This window comes from Paenibacillus sp. FSL P2-0322, from assembly GCF_037975315.1.
GTDB classification, from domain to species: domain Bacteria; phylum Bacillota; class Bacilli; order Paenibacillales; family Paenibacillaceae; genus Paenibacillus; species Paenibacillus polymyxa_B.
Genome location: NZ_CP150243.1, coordinates 3,700,932 through 3,718,074 on the forward strand (window position 1 = coordinate 3,700,932; position 17,143 = coordinate 3,718,074).

The 17,143-nt window shown below is 47.9% G+C and carries 13 protein-coding genes; 1 reads left to right on the forward strand and 12 read right to left on the reverse strand.

Annotated features, from left to right (window positions below; genetic code table 11):
- Positions 1–31 precede the first annotated feature (31 nt).
- From MKY24_RS16290 to MKY24_RS16305, 4 genes are all read right to left on the reverse strand, one after another.
- Positions 32–1,918 carry a bifunctional homocysteine S-methyltransferase/methylenetetrahydrofolate reductase gene (locus tag MKY24_RS16290; protein WP_023989309.1) on the reverse strand — a complete coding sequence of 629 codons (1,887 nt, stop codon included), beginning with the start codon at positions 1,916–1,918 and terminating at the stop codon, positions 32–34.
- Positions 1,919–2,073: 155 nt separating this feature from the next.
- Positions 2,074–3,099: a hypothetical protein gene (locus tag MKY24_RS16295; RefSeq protein ID WP_023989310.1), complete on the reverse strand. Its 1,026-nt coding sequence runs from the start codon at positions 3,097–3,099 to the stop codon at positions 2,074–2,076.
- Between the two features lie 207 nt (positions 3,100–3,306).
- Positions 3,307–4,140: a diaminopimelate epimerase gene (gene dapF / locus MKY24_RS16300; RefSeq protein ID WP_023989311.1), complete on the reverse strand. Its 834-nt coding sequence runs from the start codon at positions 4,138–4,140 to the stop codon at positions 3,307–3,309.
- Positions 4,141–4,249: 109 nt separating this feature from the next.
- Complete coding sequence (locus tag MKY24_RS16305; RefSeq protein WP_220025420.1) at positions 4,250–7,048, reverse strand: calcium-translocating P-type ATPase, SERCA-type; 2,799 nt, start codon at positions 7,046–7,048, stop codon at positions 4,250–4,252.
- A 229-nt stretch (positions 7,049–7,277) separates the two neighbouring features.
- Between MKY24_RS16305 and MKY24_RS16310 the strand changes: the two genes are divergently transcribed.
- Entirely contained in the window at positions 7,278–9,023 is a 1,746-nt protein-coding gene (locus MKY24_RS16310; protein ID WP_339200331.1) for an NFACT RNA binding domain-containing protein, read from the forward strand.
- Between the two features lie 93 nt (positions 9,024–9,116).
- On the opposite strand, the gene MKY24_RS16315 is transcribed toward MKY24_RS16310, so the two are convergent.
- The 8 genes from MKY24_RS16315 to MKY24_RS16350 form a co-directional block, all read right to left on the reverse strand.
- On the reverse strand, positions 9,117–9,986 hold the full coding sequence (locus MKY24_RS16315; RefSeq protein ID WP_053325719.1) for a PHP domain-containing protein: 870 nt from the start codon (positions 9,984–9,986) through the stop codon (positions 9,117–9,119).
- On the reverse strand, positions 9,986–10,942 hold the full coding sequence (locus MKY24_RS16320; RefSeq protein ID WP_049828338.1) for a selenium metabolism-associated LysR family transcriptional regulator: 957 nt from the start codon (positions 10,940–10,942) through the stop codon (positions 9,986–9,988). Before MKY24_RS16320 ends, MKY24_RS16315 begins: the two co-directional genes overlap by 1 nt.
- 209 nt (positions 10,943–11,151) lie before the next feature.
- Complete coding sequence (locus MKY24_RS16325; RefSeq protein WP_023989315.1) at positions 11,152–11,589, reverse strand: hypothetical protein; 438 nt, start codon at positions 11,587–11,589, stop codon at positions 11,152–11,154.
- A gap of 230 nt (positions 11,590–11,819) precedes the next feature.
- Positions 11,820–12,080 (reverse strand): YlbG family protein, encoded by a 261-nt coding sequence (locus MKY24_RS16330; protein WP_023989316.1) that lies wholly within the window; start codon positions 12,078–12,080, stop codon positions 11,820–11,822.
- 39 nt (positions 12,081–12,119) lie between these two features.
- Positions 12,120–12,560, reverse strand: a complete 441-nt coding sequence (locus MKY24_RS16335) for a YlbF family regulator (protein WP_013310906.1) — start codon at positions 12,558–12,560, stop codon at positions 12,120–12,122.
- A gap of 109 nt (positions 12,561–12,669) precedes the next feature.
- Positions 12,670–14,694 carry a helicase-associated domain-containing protein gene (locus tag MKY24_RS16340; RefSeq protein WP_339200333.1) on the reverse strand — a complete coding sequence of 675 codons (2,025 nt, stop codon included), beginning with the start codon at positions 14,692–14,694 and terminating at the stop codon, positions 12,670–12,672.
- A 6-nt stretch (positions 14,695–14,700) separates the two neighbouring features.
- Positions 14,701–16,524, reverse strand: a complete 1,824-nt coding sequence (locus MKY24_RS16345; RefSeq protein WP_339200334.1) for a DNA repair helicase XPB — start codon at positions 16,522–16,524, stop codon at positions 14,701–14,703.
- Between the two features lie 176 nt (positions 16,525–16,700).
- Positions 16,701–17,129 carry a CBS domain-containing protein gene (locus tag MKY24_RS16350; RefSeq protein WP_023989320.1) on the reverse strand — a complete coding sequence of 143 codons (429 nt, stop codon included), beginning with the start codon at positions 17,127–17,129 and terminating at the stop codon, positions 16,701–16,703.
- Between the last annotated feature and the right edge of the window lie 14 nt (positions 17,130–17,143).

The following is a 17,143-nucleotide window of genomic DNA, read 5'->3' on the forward strand; positions in this document are numbered from 1 at the left end:
ATCACATCCATTATACTATTGTAATTGATTATTATAGTCGAAACAAGGGGGCCTGTACGCGGCCTGATTTTTGCCATACGTAAGAAGTCAATTCAGCTGTCATTTCATAGAACATAAATGGAGTCATAAAATAGATACCATTAAAATGTTCCATTGCCGTATCGAGTAACTCCTTGGCAATAGACACGCCCATTGCTCGTCCTTCCGGACCCTCAAGACCAGACATACGTGCACGTACCTCATCGGATAACTGAATGCCTGGCACTTCATTGTGCAAGTATTCTGCATTGCGCCCACTAGCCAGCGGCATAATACCGATAAAAATCGGTACTTCCAAATGTCGTGTCGCTTCCGCGATGGCTGCAATGAGCTCGTGGTCGTAAACGGGCTGAGTCATAACATAATCAGCTCCGGAGGCAATTTTCTTCTCTAATCGCTGCACGGCTTTACCCAAATGCTTGACGTTAGGATTAAATGCGGCACCTACCACAAAATTAGCCTTCTGCTTCAGTGGCTTACCGGAAAATGCAACACCATCATTTAATTGCTTGATCATGCGTATGATTTCAAAAGAGGTCATATCATACACCGAACTGGCGCCTGGCAAATCACCAAACCGCGCCGGATCGCCAGTAACCGCCAGTACATGGTCAATACCGAGCGCGTCAAAACCCATCATGTGGGATTGAGTACCAATCAGATTGCGATCACGACAAGCTATATGAATTAATGGGCGCAAACCTGTTTCAATACTGACCAAATGTCCAAGCGCCATGTTGCTCATACGAGTAACTGCAAGCGAGTTGTCAGCCAGTGTAAGTGCGTCGGCCCCGGCTTTCTTCAACGCATGAGCACCTTGCATAAACCTCGTAATGTCCAGATCGCGCGGAGGATCCAGTTCTACAATGACCGTATGTCGTTCCTTAACCAGATCCACAATGTTGGGCTCGCTGGTATGTCTGCCATTTCCTCGTTCCCCTTCATCTGCAATCTGCTCCGCCACTTGAAAGGACTCTTTCGACAGAGCTTCTTTTGAAGCCAGCGGAGGCGGTTGCAAACGGTTCAAAGCTTTTGAGATAGCTGCAATATGGTCCGGTGTAGTTCCGCAGCAACCACCGAGCAGCCTCGTCCCCAGGTCTACAAAGGACTTGGCACATTCCCCAAAATACTCAGGTGATGCACCGTATACATAGTGACCGTCCACATAATCTGCTAGTCCCGCATTCGGATATACGGACAGCGGTACAGACAAAGGGCCATCCAGCTGCTCCATTACACTCATAATTCCCTGCGGACCCGAGTGACAGTTAAATCCAAGGATGTCTGCCCCCTCATTACGCAGCACCGAAAAAGCTTCCGCAACTAAAAAACCATCCTGGGTACGACCAACCTGATCAACTGCAAACTGACAAATTACCGGAATGTCACTGTATTTACGTACACTGTGAAGCGCAATGCGTATTTCATCCAGTGAATAAAACGTTTCGCACAAAATGCCGTCGACTCCTTCGGAGAGAAGGGCATCAATTTGCTGCTCATAGTTTCTTGCCAGCTCCAGCTTGGATATGTTAAGCCGTTTGCCCCCACATATGGAACCCACCGCACCTACCACATAATGTTCAGGTCCGGCCGCAGCTCTGGCAATTCTCACACCGGCACGATTGATCTCTTCTACCTTAGATTCCAGTCCAAACCGGGCTAACTTATAATCATTTGCAGAAAATGTATTAGTCTCCAGCAATCGAGCTCCTGCACTTAAATATTGACTATGCACGTCTGATATAACGTCAGGCGAAGTGATGTTCAGTTCTTCGAAAGACGTATTGACTGGAAATCCTAGCTGATATAAAAAAGTCCCCATTGCGCCGTCTCCGACAATAATTTCACGATTCAGCACAGTACGCAAATCCGGTTTCATGTCCTCTGCTCCACCCCGCTCTTTATTTTCATACTAATGTAACATAAAGAGACTATAAACATAAGCCAAAAACAAAAAAAGCCGCCCCACTCCCCGACAAAATGATCTCAGGAGTGAAACGACTTGATTTATCTTTTCTATTTCCTACTACATTTTCATGGCATTTTCCCATCAGAAGAATGAAGAGAGTAAGCGTAAAAAGTCCCTTTTTTATTCACTTTAGCCACAATAGAATCCGTTCCCTTTTGCTGCTTCGAGAACGTATATTGATTTCCTTGAACTTTCACTTTATAGCCCGACAAATTGATATTAAACAACATTTGAGCCTTGGGCTTGACTAGCTTCAAAGCTTCTGAGGCAGTATATTTCGGGCTTGCAAATGTTTTTTTGAAATCTGCGTCATCATTCCAGTCCACCCCATAGGTGGATACGGCCAGCACTTTACCGGTTACCGCGCTAATTTTGACCTCACTCGCCTCGTTTGCATCCTCGAACGACCAATATGAAAGTCCCTTCGTCTCGTCCTTGTACCGTGAAGCGTGCTGTACCTTGATTCGCTGTCCACTCACACGCTTAAATGTGTTCATTGCACGGTTCAGTAACAAAGGGTCCACCTGCTTCAGCGCATAGTCCGCGTTGATGGTAATAGCGTTACCTCGATCCACATCCACATACAACGAGGAAGCTTGTTCTCCTGCGCCCCAAAATACCCAGTAATTTGAAGGCTTGTTGGACTGATAAGGGGATTTGACCCGCCAGAATGCTTCAAATTGCAAAGGACGCTTGCTGTCAAACGCTTTGGCGCTGTTTAGCACTTTCGTCTTGAGTGGCGCGTTCATCGCCTTTCCTAAGCTGCTTATTTTATATCGTATTGTTGTAGAATCCACTCTGTTTTTTTCTTTATTATATTCTGTCTGCAACGTAGCAGTTCCATCTTCCAGTTCGCCTTCTACAATCCAAGTTTTCCCCATATCTGTCACATCGTCAAATTGAAATGCTGTCTTTGAACCGATGAGTTCTTGCACCGCTTTTTCTAAACGGCTTACCACTGTCGGAGTTAGCGAGCCAACCTGCTTGTCCGTCGTTTCCGCGCCAGCAGGAATGGTCGCCGCCTGAACCGGAAGCGCGGTGGCTACAAATATGAGGACTGCAACTGCTGAAATCCAACGAAATTTCCGCACTATGAACGGCCTCCTTATTGTTTTCTCATTTTCTATATTATACATCGTTCAGGCGCCAAAAAAAGACAGAATGTTGCTTTGTTCATCGTATTCCTTGTATACAGCGGCATGTAAGTCCAAAAAAAGAAGACCTACTAAGGTCCTCTTTTCACTCACTTCTATACGATTCATAGGCCAGTTGCACGCTATTTTTAAAGTTCACATGATTTAGAACAGACGACCTTCGTACACGATCTCAGCCGGGCCCGTCATATATATGTGATTATCGTCCTCGCTCCATTCGATATCCAGGTCGCCGCCCTTCAGGCTTACAATGGCGTGACGGTCGCTGTATCCATTTAGTACAGAAGCAACAAGTGTAGCACAGGCTCCGGTTCCACAAGCTAGCGTTGGTCCGGCTCCCCTCTCCCATACTCTCATATCTATATGCTTCCGGCTACGTACCGTGGCGAACTCAACATTTGTCTTTTTAGGGAACAGCGGATGGCATTCCAGCTTCGACCCCCAGGCTTCCAGATCAAAGCTTGGCGCATCCTCCACATAAATGACACAGTGCGGATTCCCCATAGATACAGCCGTAAAACGAAAACCACTTCCGCCAGCTTCAATGGGCTCATTAATTACGCTAGACAGATCCAGTGTAGTTGGAATCTTCAAACCCTCAAGAATCGGCTCTCCCATATCCACCTTCACCATACGAACAAGTCCGTTCTCTACAGTTAGTTCGACCTGCTGTACCCCTGCACCCAGTGTCTCGATCGTGATCTGTTCACGGTTGATGTGCTTACGGTCATATACGTATTTAGCAGCACAACGGATAGCATTACCGCATTGCTCGGCCTCCGAGCCGTCCGAGTTAATGATACGCATGCAGAAATCCGCTTTTTCTGACGGCAATATATATACCAACCCATCGGCACCAATACCAAAATGTCGATCACATAGCCGAACAGCTAATTCCGAGGCGTCAGACGGCAAATCCTGATGCCCAAACCAAACGATAAAATCATTACCTAGACCGTTCATTTTTGTGAATTCCATAGCTTACCTCCGCCGTTGCTGCTGATATCATGTTCCTCATGAAGCTTTGATCCCATGATATCATACAGGGCAATAGTGGGAAAGCGATGCGGTATACATGACCTGATTTCTAGGCTGAAAACTTCGTACGTCCCGCTGAAAAGTGTGTATTTCCGCCGCGACGACGGTTGCGTCGACCGCCCCATACACTTCCCGCTCCCATCAGAAACGTGGGAATCCCGGCTGCCACAATGGATAGCGCCCACTCACGCAAACCGAGCGGTACCGTTTTGAAAATAGGTTGCAGCATTGGCACGTACATAACCACCAGCATTAACACTACGGAAGAAAGCACCGCAAGCACGAGATAACTATTTTGAAACGGATTACGATGGAAAATAGAACGGGAACTACGGCAATCAAATACATGAATTAACTGTGCCAGAACTAGCGTAGCAAAGGCAACGGACTGTGCTTTGATCAATTGTCCTGCGTCATCCGGTGCAATACGTAATGTCAGCCAGAAGGCCGCTAGCGTACATAAACCAATCAACAAGCCACGACTAATGATTTTCCAGCCCAGTCGACGAGCAAAAATATTTTCCTTTGCGCCACGAGGTTTGTGCTCCATGAGATCCTTTTCTGGCTGGTCCACCCCCAGAGCCATCGCTGGTAGGCCATCTGTCACCAGATTCACCCATAAAATCTGGATCGGTAACAAAGGTAATGGCAGCCCGGCCATCATGGCAAAGAACATCGTCAAAATCTCACCAACATTGGAGGCGAGTAGATAACGGATAAATTTACGGATATTCTCGTAAATATTCCGTCCTTCCTCAATTGCGGCTACAATCGTTGAGAAATTATCATCACTCAGTACAAGCGCAGCCGCTTCTTTGGTCACGTCCGTCCCGGTAATGCCCATCGCAATACCGATGTCCGACGCCTTTATCGCCGGAGCGTCATTGACGCCATCACCGGTCATGGCTACGACATGTCCGCGTCTTTGAAGTGACTTGACGATCCGTAGCTTGTGCTCCGGCGAAACCCGTGCATACACAGAGACGGTATCAACAGCTTTGTCCAGCGCCGCATCATCCATCACAGACAATTCCTGTCCTGTCAACACATGGGAGCCGCGCTGAAGAATGCCCAACTGCTGTGCTATGGCTTCTGCAGTTGTACCGTGATCTCCGGTAATCATCACAGTGCGAATGCCAGCACGACGGCACTTGCCAATGGCTTCGCGAACCTCGCGACGTGGCGGATCAATCATGCCTGTCAGCCCGATAAAGATCAGCTGTGCTTCAGCCTCCTCAACCGTGGAGACACGCTCATGCGAGCGGATATCACGGTAAGCGACACCAAGTACACGCAGCGCCTCTGAGGCCATTCCTTCGTTAGCTGCCAGTACCTTTTGGCGCAGCGTGCCCGTTAACGGAACGACATTTCCTTCCCATAAAATGTAGGAGCACTGACCCAGCAGCACATCCGGCGCACCTTTGGCAAAGACGATGTGTCCTCCCTGGTGGCGTACGAGTACCGACATTCGCTTCCGATCCGAGTCAAAAGGGAATTCTCGCTCCCTTGTGTACAGCTCATATAGCCCTTGTCTCGTGACCCCGCCCTTGGCAGCTAACGTGACCAGTGCTCCTTCCGTCGGGTCACCCTTCAGCTCCCAAACGGCGGACGGCGTCGGCTCTTTGGTCTTCTTTTTCGAACGCAACTCCTCTGTATCAGCTTGAACAATTTCAGCATTGTTGCAAAGTACACTGGCTTGTAGCAGTCTACGCAGAGATTGTCCGTTTTTAAGATCAGCAGGAAGGTCTCTATCCATAATATGCCCGTGTGGGTCGTAGCCCTCTCCCGTAACTCCCCAGAAGCGACCGTCCAGCCATAGCTTGGTGACTGTCATTTTATTTTGGGTCAGGGTGCCCGTTTTGTCGGAACAAATGATAGATGCACAGCCGAGCGTTTCAACAGAAGGCAGCTTACGCACAATCGCCTTTCGTTTAATCATACGCTGCACACCCAATGCGAGCGCAATTGTCACAATAGCCGGCAACCCTTCCGGTATGGCCGCCACAGCCAAGCTCACTCCGGCCAAGAACATGCTCATGGCTGGCTGTCCATGTAAAATGCCTGCTACGACAACGAGCACCGTTAACGCCAACGCTACGATAATCAAAATTTTGCCCAATTGCTCCAATCTGTGCTGCAACGGTGTCTCCTGCGACTCCGTATTTTCAATCAAGTCTGCGATCTTACCCATTTCGGTACTCATACCTGTACGTATAACCATTCCTTGTGCGGTTCCTCTGGTCATCATCGTGCCCATAAAACCGATGTTTTTTTGATCCCCGAGTGGTACTTCGGCGGCATGAATAGGACGGGAATGCTTACTCACCGGAACTGATTCCCCCGTCAGGGCAGACTCCTCTACATCACAGCCGTTCGTACTCAACCACCTTACATCTGCGGGAATGCGATCACCACTTTCCAGCAGCACAATATCACCCGGAACCAGCTCTCTGGCCTGAACTTGAATTCGTTTGCCGCCCCGCAACACTTTGGCGGTTGGAGCCGACAGTTGTCTCAGAGCTCGCAATGAACGCTCAGCTCTGAATTCCTGTACAAAGCCGAGAATTCCATTCAGTACAACAATAGCAATAATGGTAATCGCGTCCAAATATTCGCCAAGCAGTCCGGATATCAGGGTCGCTCCCATCAATACGAGCATCATAAAATCCTTGAACTGGTTGAGCAGCAGCAAGATTGCCGAAACTCGCTTCCCCTCACTCAGCTCATTCCATCCTGACCTTTCTCTTCGTTCCGCAAGCTGTTCCTCCGAAAGACCCTGCTTCGGGTCGACTTCCAGACTTGTTGAAAGCTGTTCATTGCTTAATTGGTGCCAGTGTGCTTGTTCCATTCTCCCCAATTCCCTCCCGGTCAGATAGTCCGTTTCCGTCGGTTGTGCGTAGGATGGCTGTCCGTTATTATATTTTTGTGCCGCGATTGCTGATAAGCTGGACAGACTTTCTAGATTCAATCTATTCGGACAGGACCTGAAATATCACAAAGCCGCTTAAGTTTTGTCCCAAAGTTATGTATCATAGAAGGAAGGCGAAAATACATTTGCTTCAAAGGAGAACATAATTATGGCATTGGACGGAATCGTAACCCGCGCTATCGTACACGAACTGCAAGGCATCCGGGGCGGGCGCATTAATAAAATACATCAGCCAAATGATCGCGATATCGTGCTGAATCTGCGGGCACAAGGCGGAAGCGTAAAGCTGCTGCTGTCGGCTAATCCGACCTTCCCGCGTGTACATTTTACAGAACAAAGCTTTCTTAATCCGACAGAAGCCCCTATGTTTTGTATGCTCCTTCGCAAGCATTGCGAAGGAGGCGTTATTGAGAAAATCACGCAGGTGGGCATGGAGCGTATTATTCACATGGATATACGTCAACGTGATGAACTGGGAGATATTTCACTCAAACGAATTATCATTGAACTGATGGGTAGACACAGCAACATTATTTTGCTTGACCCGGAAACAGGCGTGATGCTGGATGGCATTCATCATGTCACACCGTCTATCAGCAGCTATCGGGTCATTATGCCTGGCTTTCAATACACGGAGCCTCCTGAACAAAACAAGCTGAATCCACTAGAAACGGAAGAGGCAGGCTTCATATCCTCGTATCAAACAGCGATCGAGGCCGAAGAAGCTCCCAAACGCTGGATCGTGAACACTTTTACTGGACTCAGTCCCCTCATTGCTGAAGAGATACTAACTCGAGTAACTAATGAAGTATCTGGTGATAGTGATCGTTCACTATGGAGGACATTCAGTCACATCATGGGTGACGTGCGGAATCATCGTTTTCAGCCGGTATCTGGACTAAACGCACAAGATAAAGTGATATTCTCAGCCATTCCACTGACGTTGATCCAAGAAGGACGTAAGGAGTACGCTACTATCAGTGAGTGTATGGAGGACTTCTTCGGTGAAAAAGCAGAAAGGGATACGGTTAAGCAAAAGGTCAGTGACCTACTGCGGTTTCTGCAAAACGAGCGGAGTAAAAACCTAAAAAAACTCGACTATCTCCATCAGGATTTGGCCGAGGCGGAAGATGCCGATCAATTTCGCATTTATGGAGAGTTGCTGTTCGCTTCGCTGCATGAGGTGAAAAAAGGGGACAAAGAAGTGACGCTCACTAACTTTTATGATGAGGAACAGCGTCCAATGACCATCCCACTGGACCCACTACTCAACCCGTCGGATAATGCACAACGGTATTTTAAAAAATACAACAAATATAAAAACAGCTTGGCTGTCATTGATGAACAACTGGAGAAAACGCACGAAGAAATCCGTTATATGGACAATCTTCTTCAGCAGCTAGCCCATGCCTCTATGAATGACATTGAGGAAATACGTGAAGAACTGGTTCAGCAGGGCTATCTCAGAGATCGGGTCAAAAAAGGAAAGAAAAAGAAGAAAAACGACCGTCCAACCCTGCACGTCTATACATCATCCGAAGGTATCGAGTTACTGGTCGGCAAAAACAACTTGCAAAATGAATATGTGACAAATCGACTGGCCGGACCAAATGACACCTGGTTGCACACAAAGGATATTCCGGGGTCACACGTCGTTATACGTGCTGAGCAATTCGGGGATACGACGCTGGAGGAGGCAGCTCAACTCGCTGCCTATTTTAGCCAGGCCAAGCAATCCAGCAGTGTACCTGTGGACGCCACCCTGATTCGGCATGTACGTAAGCCCAGCGGAGCCAAACCCGGCTTTGTCATCTACGACCATCAGCGTACGCTCTTCATTACACCCGACGAGGAGCTGATCAAAAAGCTGCCGAATCGCATCAAAAACGGCTAAGTATCACTAGCCTATTGAATCCACAAAAAAAGCCCTTTGTTCTTTGCACGGTACACTTCTTGTGTTCCATGCATAAGGCAAGGGGCTTTTTATTTACTTTTGTCCAACAGCAGCCTTCCTCAATTCCTCGACAACCTGACCTTCCACACTACGGCTACCCAGATCACCGTGGAAAATAACACCTTGGCGTGCGCCGTGAAAATCCGAGCCGCCAGTTGCAATAAGCCCATATTGCGCCGCCATCACAGTATATCGGCTCTCAGCCTCAGCATCATGGTCCGAATGTCGCACCTCCAAGCCCACAGGCTTCGCCTCCTCTATAATTGAGCGAACCAGCTCATCATTTCCGTACAAGCCAGGGTGGGCCACCACAGGTACCCCTCCTGCTTCACGAATCCAGTTTATGGCCTCCGCAGGCTCTACACGGGGTACAGACACATATCCGGGCGCTCCTTCCGCCAAGTAACGGTCAAACGCGTCTCGCATATCCTTCGCATATCCCTTTTGAACCAGCGTATCCGCCATATGCGGACGTCCAATGCTTTCATCTGGTGCCAGCGGTCTGCCCATCGTAGCCACCACTTCATCCAGTGTGATTTCCACGCCCAGACTACGCAATTGACTTAAAATCAAATCATTACGGGTATCCCGCGCCTGGCGAAGCTTTTCCAACCGCTCCAAAAACACTTTATTGCGGTAATCCATAAAATAACCGAGTATATGAATATCCTTACCGCCAGCTCGAGTACTAATTTCCACTCCTGGCACCACAGTAATTCCTATGCGTTTTCCCTCCTCCAGAGCTTCTTCCAGGCCAGCTACCGTATCATGATCTGTAATGGCCACACCTGCCAGTCCTTTTTCCTTGGCCCAGCGCACATTATCTACAGGTGGCTGCATACCGTCAGATGCTAGGGTGTGTGTATGTAAATCATATCGTTTTACGCTAATCTGCTCCTTCATTATGCATCCTCCTTCTCTTTCAGCTTTGCAAGCTCGTCCTGCGAGTCCCTCTGCACGTCCGTTCCCTGATCATGACGACGCAAGTAAGACAGGAAGGTTACTACCGGAATCGGCAACAACGCCGACTTCAAATGAATTGCATAAAATTCTCGTTTGAACGTGATATCTGAAATGTTTACAATTTTCAACAATCCGAGCGCAACTTCATGCTTCACCGAAGAAGGTGATAGCATGGTAATACCCAGTCCAGCCTCTACCGCCGATTTGACCGCTCCAGTGCTCCCCATCTCCATTACAATACCAAGTCGAGAGGCATCCACACCACGACTTTTCAGCTCATCTTCTATCACTTGACGTGTACCAGATCCCTTTTCTCTGGCTACAAAGGGATGCTTAAACACATCTTCCAGAACCACTTTTTTAGCCTTGGCCAGCGCATGTCCTGAAGGCACAATCAGTTTCAGTTCGTCCTGCATCACAGGTTCCACCACGATATCTGGATGCTGGACTGGGGCCTCAATCAGTCCTAAATTCAACTGATGTTTTAGTATATCATCCATAATTTGAGTCGTATTCATCACATTCATCGCCATACGTATATGAGGGTATTCCTGGCCAAACGGCCCCAACATTCTTGGTACAATATACTCACCAATCGTTAGGCTGGCGCCAATATGCAATCTTCCCTCCAGCATGTGAGTAAAAGCAGACATCGCCTCGTCAGCTTCCCTGATCAGTTGCATGCTTTTTTTCGCGAAAGGCAATAGTGTCGCTCCCGCCTCTGAAAGCTCGATTTTTTTAGTCGAACGTTGCAGCAGCTTCGTGCCGAAATAATCTTCTAAAGACTGAATTTGCATCGTCACCGCAGGTTGTGTCATATGCAGCGCTTGTGCCGCCGCCGAGAAGCTTCCGCGCTCCGCTACGGTATAAAAAATGTGCAACTGATGAAAGTTCATACTGACAGCCCTCTCCCCTCTGATCTCCCTATTTTAACATAAGAAAAACATCTGTCGAAGCATTTCCAAGTAAACTTACCGAATTGGAGAGTTATATTGTTGGAAATAAAAAAAGCATGCAGCTAATAACTGCATACTTTCTACTTAAAGTTGACGGTAATCATAAGTTCGGAGATTTTTTCGCCTAGGGCCGACCGCCCAATCACCGTCTATTTTTGCTTACGAGTGCTTTTCATCAGTGTCATGCGCCGCGAATGGCGTAGCCATGAATAGTATGACTTCAAATCCCTTAATTCAATGGTCTCCGACATCCGGCCCAAAAAGGTAATGACAATCATCTTGTGCAGCGGATTCCCCGCAATATCCATCTCGCCGGGCAACTCTCCAAATTCGGCCACGACGACCAGATCACCATCAATTAAATATACATCCTCTTCGTTATGATAGTAGGACTCCATCCTGTTTTGCTTCAGGCATTCCCAAAGCCAGGCGGCGATATGATTCGTCTCGGACTGTTTCTGCTCTATCCGATCTAAGTAGCGAGTTTTCGCATGATTTGTAATCACGATATCGGCGACTTTTTTATCGCCCATCTCCACGTAGAACGGTTCGTATGTACTCCATCGCTGCATTGCTTTGTCACGCACGGGATCACTCTCCCCACCAGATAGGTCTTTATATCTACCAATATATTCATATGTTACCTCAACAGACCCGGGACTACAAGTTACAAAATTGAAGTTTATGGGTGATTTTTAAAGATTTTTTAGGTCTAACAGCATTAAGACCATTATGCAAAAGTCCTGGCTTTACAAAAAAAAGCCAGCCCGTAGGCTGACCTTTTAAGAATATTTTACAATTTATAGACATTAGAAACTTATATTTCATATTCTTTCATCTTTTCCTTATCGTCGTTGTACTCCGTCCTAATCTCATTTCGAAAAGAGCGCTCGACCTTACGCACATAGGAAAGTCTGCGAATATTTTTAACGGTATCTTCTGCCCGATCCGCATTCATATATATAACTACATAATGCATACGCTTTGAAATAAAGTGGACATTTCCGTATTTCTCCAGATTGCGGGCAGCCTTGATATCGCTTACCCAAATGATGTACCCTGTCCGCTCGGCAAACATTCGCTTCATCTCCCCTCCACTCGGTATCATTCCTATGACCTATCCACAGGAGCATTTCCCTCCGCTGCCACATCCGCCCTTTTTCACATTCGGATCATTGCTCGGCACCTTAATGGTCTCGGACACGGAATATGCAATCGTTTCAGACATGGCATGAAGCATATCATCCAGCGCCTTTTCGGCTCGTTTGAACTCCTTAACATCCACGAATTGTTCCAGTTCCAGCTCAACGACCTGCACTGCATCCTTCGCTTCATGATAGTTCGGATGAAAATGCCCAAAACGCTCCGTTTCCGCGAATAGCTCCTTTTTGGCATCCAGCTTGCGTACACACGCCTGAATAGACGGGTTCAATTCCACACGCTGTTTCCAATATAAATAATCCGATACCTCAAAGGATCGGTTGACCATATCGCCCAATTCATAGGCGTTAATAAGCACTTCTGCCATATTGACCGTATTCAATTCGGCTACGCTCATGAATGTTCATCTCACTTTATATAAAGTTCTACCCTGTAAAAAGTAGACTCATTTATCATACCACATCCTTCTTTTGAGAAGAAGGAGTTTCATGCACTTCCTGGCTCTACTATGTAAAAGGAACCAGCAGCCGCATGTCTGACCATTCACTTGGCTGTAAAGTCGCAGGAGAAGGTGCTTCGTCATCCATTCCTGAGGCGTACCAGCCTGTGACACTCCATGGTGCACCGGGAACCACCGCCTCCGGTATCCATTTAACCTCTTTCCCACCGATTCGCAGTCCCACAGCAGCCTGCCAACGAATCGCTTGCTCGATTAACTGCCGGGCAGTGGAAGTATGGTAACTCCTCCATTCTTTTGTCCATGAGGAGGGGACTGTAGATCTTTCTGGAAAATAGTCAGACGGATCAGGCAGCGTGTGCTCTTGTTCGTAAAAATGCAGCGTGCGCCCAGTATAAACAAAACCTGCTCTTCCCTCTTGGGAAAATATAGAACGGGCTTGAGTAGGGTCGGACTCCATTTCACTGTTGGGGCTGCCTGAACTTATGTTCTCTGGTTCCAAAATCAATGGATAATGATGAGTCGGATCGTCCACACCTTCCAGTTCACGACGTGGACCTAATCCAATTGCAGCAAGCGTTTTTCGTATTTTGACAGCAGAGCTCGCCGGAATAATAAAGTCCCTGTCACCGAGCCGTTCCAGCAATCCTTCCAGCGCGGGATGGCGTGCAACCATGTCTGCATCCTCCTGTGTGCCACATCGCAAAAGTGTTACCGTTGCAAAAGCCGTCCGTCCGACATCGCCTGCCCACTGTTCTACCGTCATGCGTACATGATCAGGCACACCTGTCCGGCTGAACTTGTGCAGAAGAGCAGGAATTGCTTTGGCCTCCATTCCTAACTCGATTGCCTCTGTAACACTTTCTCTGGTGATCCGGTATACTACCATCCGATCTCCTGTCACACGTTCACAGCAGCATTCCAGTCGCCAGCGCACATCATATGCCACATCTGGTGGAACCAATATTTCAAAATCAGGTTGTACATAAAAAGTACCTTGTTCTTGATGTGTATCCTCGTAATTATTGGGACGAAGCATATCTATCACAGATACATCCCAGCGAAAACACAGTTCGCCCGATGCAGTCTGGCCCCAATCGCCCATTCCAAAAGCAGTCAGTGCCTTCAGCCAACCCTTCAATTCCTCCATGAAAGGTCCATTGAAATTAAAATCAGATACCGTTTCTCCCGCAAACCCTTCCGTATTTGAGATTGTAGGAACAAGGTCTAAAAGGGCACCGTTCTTGGGATCAGCTCCGTTCGTACTCTCCTGCTGGATCAGACCTACCTGAAGCATCCATTGCAGCAAACACTTGATAGATATCCACCCTTCTGATCGTACATACTGGGAGACGGCACACAGCATATAGCGAAAATGCTGCATAGACGCTTCGGCCTTGCCGTATCTTTCCATGAGTGTAGCAAAAATATGCTTGCGCATTTGCCAAGCAGACAAACGAATCCAAGTCTCCAGTTCCGTTTCCTGAACGCGAAAAGACACAGTTTCTTTCACTAACAGACCCAAACTGAGTAGCAAATCCATCATTACCACCGTTTGCACTGGATACAGCTCTGCATGCGCATAATGCAACCCAAGACCTATCAGGTCCTCTGGGCGAAAGGGGGTCAGTTCATTCAATTTTTGCAATGACCGCTTATGTATGGTTCCTTTGGCCGTCAAAGGAACGCCCTGTACCGCAATACGTGACAACGCATGCAGCAAATCCGACTCCAGGCCTGTCATTGATTCATGTACCATTATCGGATGATCCGAATGCATCATGTTCATTGGATTTTGCTCTAACAACATATCGTACAGATCCGGTAGCCGATGAACCGGAATATATAAAATTCGTTCGCCCCACGATTTGGTAACAGCCTCCAGCCAGCCCCGGGCACGTAATCCACGCAGTGCCAGTTTCGTTTCGACTCCGCTTAACGCTCCCCGGGTAAGCTGTATAGGTTCTTCTTCCTTCATGGGCTGTCCCGCGTACCGGATAAAGCATTGTCTAAGCACCAGCAGCTCATCTGATGAAAGCTCATTCCAGCTGTCTTGCGTGTTCGTTACGCCCATTCTTGATTAGGCCTCCTTTTTCTTTCCACGATCTCCAGGCTTATCATCCCGGCCTACGATAGCCTCTGTCACACTAAATCTGCGAACCGCATATTCATAGCCTTGCTCAATCAGAAACAGCTGACGACGAGCTGCAAAATCCGTCTCCTTGCTATTCTCCGTCACTAGCGCATAAAAATAAGCTTTATTCTCGCCCGACTTTGGTCGCAAAATGCGGCCCAGTCGCTGCGCTTCTTCCTGACGAGAGCCAAAGCTACCCGATACCTCTATGGCTACTGCCGCATCCGGCAGATCCACCGCAAAGTTTGCAACCTTGGATACCAATAGGGTCCGAATTGTACCCTTGCGGAACGCATCAAACCAACGCACCCGCTCCGTCTGGCTCATTGAACCCGTAATCAGTGGGACACCGAGCTCCTGAGCCAATATACGCAATTGGTCCAAATATTGACCAATAATAAGCGTGGGCAAGCTGCTGTGCTGCTGCATCAGGCTACGTACCGCCTCCAGTTTGACCGGATTTTCGGCTGCAATTCGGTACTGCTGTCTACCCTCGGCACGCATACTGCGCTCCAAAAGTTCAGCTGTCATTGGAAGCCGTAGCTCCACACAATCGACCTGAGCGATCCAGCCCTGTCGCTCCAGTTCCTTCCACGGCATATCATACCGTTTGGGTCCAATTAAAGAGAACACATCGCGTTCACAACCATCCTCTCGAACCAGCGTGGCTGTTAACCCCAAACGACGGGTAGCCTGAATGTCAGCCGTCGCCCGGAATACTGGCGCGGGCAGCAAATGAACCTCATCATATATAATGAGTCCCCACTTCCGCTCACTCAGCAGTTTCATATGCTCAAAATCCCCATCTTTGGTGCGACGGTGTGTCAATATTTGGTAGGTTGCCACCGTAATCGGACGCACCTCTTTTTTCTGACCACTATATTCCCCAATGGAATCGGCAGGAATATCCGTCTTTCGTTTTAACTCTTCTACCCATTGCCGTACAGAAGTAGTATTAGATGTTAGAATAAGCACCTCGCACTGAAACCGATTCATTACCGCCATACCTATCACTGTTTTTCCGGCTCCGCATGGAAGCACCAGTACACCACTACCCCCTAAGCCGTCCGCTCCTTCAAACGCATCAGCGGCCTTTACTTGATAATCACGAAGCTGCAACTTCGTTTGTCCCTTTCCCAAGGTGAAACTAAGCTGATTCCCCTCAAGATAGCCTGCCGTATCCACAACGGGATATCCCAAGCGCGTTAATTCCTGCTTGAGCAAGCCTCGATTTTCGGGCGGAACCGATGCGCTTTCCTCATCAACTCGAAGTAAACCAAGCTGTTTAAGCTCTTGCTTGGTCAGTAGCTCACCCAGTAAAGCGGGGGTCTCTGCTGCCAAGATCAAGCGATCACCCATTGTATAGCTGTTGGCTTTCCCTGTCTTTATACCTCCGTCTGGCTCATGCTCAGCACGGTATGCGCCAATCGTATCTGTGCTATAAGTTCGCTTTTCTTCCGTACCCTCCCGTGAAAGCGTCAACGTCCCATAACGAGAAACGAGCTGTTCAATATCCTTCAACAAATCACGTGGAATATCCCAACGGGACATGGAGTGCAAACTATTTTGAATGTCCTCAGCACTCCATCCGAGGGCAGCTGCGTTCCACAAAGACAATGGAGTGATGTGGTATGTATGAAAAGCGGACGGGCTTTTAACCAGCTCCGCATAAATCTGCAACTGTGAACGAGCCCATTCTGAACCGGGCAAGCCCATTTCCAGCAGAACGGTAAAATCACGTTGTACAATACAAGGATGATCTGGATTCATAACTACCTCCTGATAATCTAACAATACATCATTTTAAACTTATATAATAAATAGCTTATCCGTTTATTGGCATATCAACCAGAATAGCAAGGAGCCCAACCCATATTCGGGTTGAACTCCTGATTAGAAGCTCGGGGTAAAGATCTCCCCAAACTAATGTTACCTTAATTATTCTTCTAGTGGACCTGCTCGGAAATATGACTAAGCGCCTCTCCAGCGTTGTCTGCAAAAATATTACGAACAGCCAAATCACCGATCGAGACAATCCCGATCAGACGGTCTCCTTCCGTTACGGGCAAACGACGGATTTGCTGTTCTGCCATCAGTTCAGCTGCTTGGTCCACCGACATGTCCGCACTGGCTGTACGAATACCTGTCGTCATGACGGTATCGACCGAACCCGAACCCGAATTTTTAGCCGCATAACCGCGAACGACAAGATCACGGTCCGTTACTACACCGATCAACTTATCACTGCCTTCGCTTTCCACAACCGGAATAAAACCAGTATCATTGTCCTTCATTTTGACCGCAATTTCATAAATATTGTCCTGCGGGGTAACCGTTACGCATTTTTTAGTCATAACTTCCTGAACCTTTTTCATGGGTACTCCCTCCT

Coding starts and splice junctions, on each gene's coding strand:
- MKY24_RS16290 (WP_023989309.1), bottom strand. CDS start 1,918: ATGAAACCGGATTTGCGTACTGTGCTGAATCGTGAAATTATTGTCGGA.
- dapF (WP_023989311.1), bottom strand. CDS start 4,140: ATGGAATTCACAAAAATGAACGGTCTAGGTAATGATTTTATCGTTTGG.
- MKY24_RS16305 (WP_220025420.1), bottom strand. CDS start 7,048: ATGGAACAAGCACACTGGCACCAATTAAGCAATGAACAGCTTTCAACA.
- MKY24_RS16310 (WP_339200331.1), top strand. CDS start 7,278: ATGGCATTGGACGGAATCGTAACCCGCGCTATCGTACACGAACTGCAA.
- MKY24_RS16315 (WP_053325719.1), bottom strand. CDS start 9,986: ATGAAGGAGCAGATTAGCGTAAAACGATATGATTTACATACACACACC.
- MKY24_RS16320 (WP_049828338.1), bottom strand. CDS start 10,942: ATGAACTTTCATCAGTTGCACATTTTTTATACCGTAGCGGAGCGCGGA.
- MKY24_RS16330 (WP_023989316.1), bottom strand. CDS start 12,080: ATGTTTGCCGAGCGGACAGGGTACATCATTTGGGTAAGCGATATCAAG.
- MKY24_RS16335 (WP_013310906.1), bottom strand. CDS start 12,560: ATGAGCGTAGCCGAATTGAATACGGTCAATATGGCAGAAGTGCTTATT.
- MKY24_RS16340 (WP_339200333.1), bottom strand. CDS start 14,694: ATGGGCGTAACGAACACGCAAGACAGCTGGAATGAGCTTTCATCAGAT.
- MKY24_RS16345 (WP_339200334.1), bottom strand. CDS start 16,524: ATGAATCCAGATCATCCTTGTATTGTACAACGTGATTTTACCGTTCTG.
- MKY24_RS16350 (WP_023989320.1), bottom strand. CDS start 17,129: ATGAAAAAGGTTCAGGAAGTTATGACTAAAAAATGCGTAACGGTTACC.